This window comes from Capnocytophaga sp. oral taxon 380 str. F0488, assembly GCF_000318255.2.
In the GTDB taxonomy this organism is placed as follows: domain Bacteria; phylum Bacteroidota; class Bacteroidia; order Flavobacteriales; family Flavobacteriaceae; genus Capnocytophaga; species Capnocytophaga ochracea.
In genome coordinates this window covers 111,555-117,429 of sequence record NZ_KB291185.1, presented here as the reverse complement: position 1 = coordinate 117,429, position 5,875 = coordinate 111,555, and the positions used below count along the sequence as shown (strand labels likewise).

Sequence of the window (5,875 nt, the reverse complement as noted above, 5' to 3'; positions counted from 1 at the left end):
GCAAATTTGGAAATGAGAAAATGGGGTGGTGTGGGGTCTTAGGGCATAAGCAATAGGGGAATGTGATGACGGAAAAGGGAAGTAATGACGGAGGACGAATGACAAATGACGAAAGGTGGGGCGATGAAAAAATTTATGGCGAATAACTACAAAATAGAAAAAGCTACCTTTGAGGGGTAGCTTTTTCTATTTAAACAATAAAAATTATGTTATGAAAGATGTTATTTTAGACTTTCGCCGGCTACTTTGCTCCAGCCTGGATTTTGATAGATTACCGAACCATCTAAATTGGCTTGATTTTGAGAAGTAAGACGGAAGGCGTCCATAGGGATTGGCTCGAAATAATGAGCGTCATTCCACTTATAACCATCGTAATAAAGATTGTTCACTTTATTGCGTTGGTAAGGACGCAAGTAGACGCTATTGGATTGTGGATTTACATTTCCTTTATCGGTGTCGCTTACTACTAATTTGGAAGTGCCATCTTGGTTTTTATACCAATCTTTCATAGTTCCCCAAATTTTGAATCCTTCGACAATATAAGGAGTGTTTTTAATCTGTTCCATAGAGCGCCAACGTTTTAGGTCAGCCCAACGCATACCCTCGGCAATAAACTCGTTACGACGTTCGCGACGGATATTGTAAAGCGTTGTATTCACCAGAGTTCCTGCGGAGTAAGCTCCCCAGTCGCCAAGTTTTTCTTTCTCCATATCGGTAGCATTGATGGTTTTTTGGAAATCGGGATCTACGTTAGCACGTGTTCTAAGAGCGCGCCAATAGCTTTGAGAAGAGCCATCGAGGGTACCATCGAGGAGATATTGAGCTTCCATATAGTTGAGTAAAGCTTCGGCACCACGAAAAACAATAGAGCCTGTAATACCGTGGTCGTGAGTAGTGGCATCGGCTTCTGAATAGTTCAATCCTTTTTTCACACGATAGCCTGTAGTAGCACGGGTTTCGGCAGGGTTAAGGATTTCGGGCACAGGTGCTTTTACAGGAGTCCCTTCGTGGTAATACAAGGTGTCGTTATCTAACTTAGTGAAGAGGCGCAAGCGGTCGTCGCGTTTTTCTATTGTATTGAAAAGAGTCTCATCGCCTAAATAGCCTGATCCTGATGCATAGATGGGCAAGCCGTTTTTCATTAGGTAAGAGTCTACGAGCCCTTTGGTATAGCCAGAGCCACCTCCGTTACGAGCTAATTCCATTTGGATATTATGCGTTTGTTCAGTTTTAGAATATTTACGCCAGAAGATAACCTCGTCATAAGATTCCATATTATCATCGGCAAACATCATAAAATAGCGATTCTTAATAGCCATACTGGCATCGCGAGCTACACGCACGCCAGAGTTAGGGGTAAGGTTATTTACCATCTTATCGGCGACTACTTTAGCAGCGTTTTTGGCTTCGGTAAGGAAGAACTTAATTTCATCATCGATATTGATACTGAAGTTACTCAAATAGCTTGCTTGAGCACCAGGCCAGCCAGCTCCTCCTGGCACTTGGGCAGTACCTTTGTGGTATTTAAGCCAAGTACCTTCGTAGAGTGCTACACGAGACTTGAGGAGATAAGCAGCGTTGAGATTGATGCGATTTTTGCCATTAGGGGTACTTTCGCTGAGCAGGGCGATGGCTTTGTCTAAATCGGAAAGGATAAAGCGGGCTACCTCATTTTGAGGACGGCGCTTGCTTTGCTCAGTTAAGATAGCGTTCTCGTCGGGCAATACTTCAGTAATGATGGGGAAGTCGCCAAAGTTTTGGAGTCTTACAAAATAGATTTGTGCTCTGAGCGCATAGACTTCTCCTATACACTGCTTAATATTAGCAGGGCTTCCTTTAATTTCATTGGCTTGGTATTTAGGAAGTACTTTCTCAAAGAAGTAGTTACATTTTCTGATAGACTCGAAATTCCATTCTTTACTAGTACTAGGCACACGCCATTCACCGGGTAAGAATCGAGCATTACCAGCTGGGGCAACTTGGTTATCGGTTGCATCGTCCGATTTGAAGACGGAAAGCCCGTATTGTCCTGGTGGAATAGTAGAGAAACTTACATCGGGATAGAGGTTGATAGCATAAGAGAGTAAGTCGCTTTCGGTATTAAAGAAGTTATCGGGGGTAACTTTATCCAAAGGCTCTCTATCTAAGAACTTATCGCAAGAGGTGAGCAATACTCCTGCTGATAAAGCTATATATTTTAAATATCTTTTCATAGTTTACTAAAATTAAAGAGTTATATTTAAACCAATTGCCCAAGTTTTTGAGATAGGATAAGTTTTAGCACCTTCGTCGCCATAACCGATACCTAACATTTCGGGGTCGTAAAGTTTGCTGAGCTTGGTAAAGGTGAGAATATTTTCACCTGAAATATAGACACGTAAGTTACTAATGCCTATTTTCTCACTTACTTCTTGGGAGAGTGTATATCCGAGCTGTATGTTTTTCACCCTTAGATAAGCAGCATTTTGCAAATAGCGGGTTTGTGTATGACGGTTTCTACCTGAATCCCAGTCGGGACGAGGATAGTAAGAGTCCAGATTTTGTCCTAATGGGTGATTAGGGTCATTGCGGAAATAGTCCAAATGTTCTTTAAAGACTACGGTTTGCCACTTACCGCCACTTGCTCCCCAGAAGTAAGAACCACTGGTGGCAAAGTCGCGCTTGCCTACCCCTTGCAAGAAGAGACGGAAGTCGAACCCTTTGTAAGAGGCATCGAGGGTTATACCATAGTTATATCGAGGGGTTTTGTTACCTATAATAGAAAGGTCGCCGGAGTCATCGACAGTGTTTTTACCGTTAGATATTTTACCGTCGCCATTAAGGTCTTCGTACATAATATCGCCCGCACTCCAGTTACTTCCTAACTGACTTTGGTTTACCTTAGCTAAATGAGCGTCCATTTCGGCTTGTGTTTTGGCAATTCCTTTGGTGGTATATCCCCAGATATCACCATCATAACGACCCTCGTACCAATTATCTCTTTTGTCACCTAAACTCTTAGAAGGGTTAGGGTATTTAAGGATTTTCTGACGAGAGTCGGCAAGGGTAAAGGTAAGACCATAGCGAAAGTCTTCACCGATTTTGTCTTTCCAGCTGAGCATTACTTCAAAACCACGGCTTTCCATATCGGAGTTATTAGTTTTGGGGACTGCTGCACCAAGAGTTTGAGGTAGCTCGGGAGCAGGTCCTATCATACCGTAAGTGGCACGGACAAAGTAATCGAACGTGAAGTTCAAACGATTTTTAAGAGCGGTTACATCGAGACCTGCATTCCAAGAACGTACGGTTTCCCAGCCGTAAGTAGTACTGATAAGTGCAGGTATACCAGCAATATTAGGGCGAGATTCTCCTAAAACCCAGTTACCTGCATTGGTTCTATAATCTATTATAGTATAAAGAGGATACCAGTTTTTGGTATTTTGGTTACCCAATTCACCCCAAGAGCCTCTAATTTTGAAGGTACTCACATAGTCGCGATAGGGTTCCCAGAAGTTTTCTTGAGCTACGTTCCAACCAGCAGAGAAAGAAGGGAAGAAGCTCCAACGTTGATTGCGCAAGAAGCGAGAAGTACCATCATAACGACCATTTACCTCTAACAAATATTTACCTTGGTAATCGTAGTTGATACGACCAAAGAAACCTAAGGTAGCCCAATGGCTATAGCCTCCTTTGGTCACTTCTTTACCAGAAGCGGTATTTAGGGTAGGAGTTAAAGGGGTAATCACATTCTTTTTATCGCCTGATAAATCTCTACTCTTTAGAAGTTCCGACTGAAAGCCCGCCATAAGCTTAAAGTTATGACCACTTTCTAAATTGATGTGATAATTTGTAAATACGTTAGGGTTTAAGAAGTTTTCTTTCTTAGCATATTCATATATAGAAGAAGTCTCGTTATCTACAATATAAGGTTGATTTTTCACATCTTTAGCGTAAGTAGTAAGATGGTCGGTGTGATTGAATTCTGTATAGATACGGTAGTTAAACTCAGCTACTACGTCCCATTTATCAGTGATTTTGTAATTGGCAGTGAGTTGAGAATACAACCAATCCTTCTCAGATTTTTGTTTACCACCTTCTTTCAGGTATGGCACTTTACTTTCACGGGTATAATTGCCATTAGGGTCTTTGAGAGGGATAATAGGCCAATAACGAATGATATCGTGGAAGAATACGGCATTGTGGGTAAGGTAGGAAGGGGCTTCGTAATTCTGACGCACTAACCGAGAACTATAGCCTATGGAGAGTTTGTCATTAATTTTAGCGTTTATTTTACCTGTAAGGGTATAGCGGTCGAAGTCTTCGGAGGCATAACGGAAAAGTCCATCGCGGTTTAAGTAGTTAGCAGAGATGTAATACTGGTTTTTATCACTACCGCCACTTACACTGAGGTTGTGTTCATAAGAATAATAAGCTTTCTTGTAGTGTTCTTCAATCCAGTTGGTATTTGCAATAGGGAGCAAGTCGTGAGCGTCCCAAGCTTCCCATTTACCAGAAGAGTTTTCGAACATTGATTTGGTAATCTTTCCTTCTTGAAAGTCTTTTATTTGTTGAAGTTTCCAATCTTGGAATTGCGTACCGCCTACATCGGCGTCGTTAAAATAAGTAGCCCAAGAGTAAGAATCGACCATCTTAGGGCGAATGATAGGAGAATCAGCACGCAAATTAGAAGTATAGTTTACTATTACTTTACCAGATTTTCCTTTTTTAGTAGTTATGAGGATTACCCCAAACGGAGCTCTTGAACCATAGATAGAAGCAGCCGCAGCATCTTTAAGTACTGAAATATTCTCGATATCATTAGGGTTGAGGGCATTCATATCGCCTTCCATACCATCGATAAGTACTAACGGGCTTGCATTAGAGCCATCGCCAATGGTACCTGCCCCACGAATGTTAAAGCTTTTGGTAGCATCGAGCTGACCGCCAGCGGTGGAAGTGGAGATGTTCAGCCCTGGAACAATACCTTGCAAAGCCTCAGTGACGGTAGCTACGGGACGTGCTTCGATGGCTTTAGAGTCGACCGAACTCACAGAACCCGTAAGGTTTACTTTCTTTTGGGTACCGAACCCCACCACTACTACTTCGCTGAGTTGGTGGGTATCTTCTTTTAGTTGCATATTAACTGTGTAAGAATTACCCCCCCCCTACAACTTTTTTAGTCTGGGTAGTAAATCCTACAAAGCTAAACTCGAGCACATCGCCTGCTTTAGCTTGGATTTGGTAATTACCGTCAAAATCAGTAGATGTACCGTGCGTAGAGCCTTTAACCACTACGGAAACACCGGGTAAAGGCGTTTTTTTATCGTCAGTAACTTTACCTTTTACTGAGATGGTTTGTGCCATAAGAGTTGTTAAAAAGCAACCTAACACAAACATAACAAATGTTAAATACTTTTCTTTCATAAGTTTGGCTATTAAATGAAATTTACGGCGTAAAAGTAGCACTATTTATTATACCTACCAAATAATTATAGCTAATATTTTTAAATAATTTTATATAATTCTTTAAATAGAGAGGATAATCATATGAATTACAATAGATAAGGAGAAAATAAAAGAAAGTGTATTATTATTAATTTTAACACTTTTCAAAAGAAAAAGGAAGAAAGTGTGAGGTCGTAGCACGACGGGCGGAGAAAATTAGAGAATTAGCAAATGAGGAAATGAGGAAATTAGAGAATGAGGGAATATTGTCAGTTTATTCAACTTTGGCAAAGGTGCGAGTCGCACAAGCAGTGTGAGCCACACGGGCAAAAACTTTAGCAAAGTGTATACCCCTAAAAGTGACATATCTGAGCTATCGGAAGAAAACGAAGATTTTCAGAAGAAGACTGAAGAGTCTTTTGATGAAAAAAGGCTGTAAGATGGGTGGGGT

General features: G+C 41.2%; 3 protein-coding genes. All 3 read right to left on the bottom strand.

Translation table 11 applies throughout. The annotated features are described in order from the left end of the window. Nucleotides 1-221: 221 nt before the first annotated feature. The 3 genes from HMPREF9078_RS03125 to HMPREF9078_RS12105 are packed head-to-tail and all read right to left on the bottom strand — an operon-like array spanning nt 222 to nt 5,343. The gene (locus HMPREF9078_RS03125) at nt 222-2,213 is read right to left on the bottom strand and encodes a RagB/SusD family nutrient uptake outer membrane protein (protein ID WP_009419300.1); all 1,992 of its coding nucleotides are present in this window, start codon (nt 2,211-2,213) and stop codon (nt 222-224) included. A gap of 12 nt (nt 2,214-2,225) precedes the next feature. Next, nucleotides 2,226-5,117 carry a TonB-dependent receptor gene (locus HMPREF9078_RS03120; RefSeq protein WP_009419299.1) on the bottom strand — a complete coding sequence of 964 codons (2,892 nt, stop codon included), beginning with the start codon at nt 5,115-5,117 and terminating at the stop codon, nt 2,226-2,228. Between the two features lie 16 nt (nt 5,118-5,133). Then, nucleotides 5,134-5,343: a carboxypeptidase-like regulatory domain-containing protein gene (locus HMPREF9078_RS12105; protein WP_232305285.1), complete on the bottom strand. Its 210-nt coding sequence runs from the start codon at nt 5,341-5,343 to the stop codon at nt 5,134-5,136. Between the last annotated feature and the right edge of the window lie 532 nt (nt 5,344-5,875).

What these genes read in the sequence shown, in the direction of transcription:
- HMPREF9078_RS03125 (WP_009419300.1), bottom strand. Translation starts at nt 2,213, where the DNA reads ATGAAAAGATATTTAAAATATATAGCTTTATCAGCAGGAGTATTGCTC.
- HMPREF9078_RS03120 (WP_009419299.1), bottom strand. Translation starts at nt 5,117, where the DNA reads ATGCAACTAAAAGAAGATACCCACCAACTCAGCGAAGTAGTAGTGGTG.
- HMPREF9078_RS12105 (WP_232305285.1), bottom strand. Translation starts at nt 5,343, where the DNA reads ATGGCACAAACCATCTCAGTAAAAGGTAAAGTTACTGACGATAAAAAA.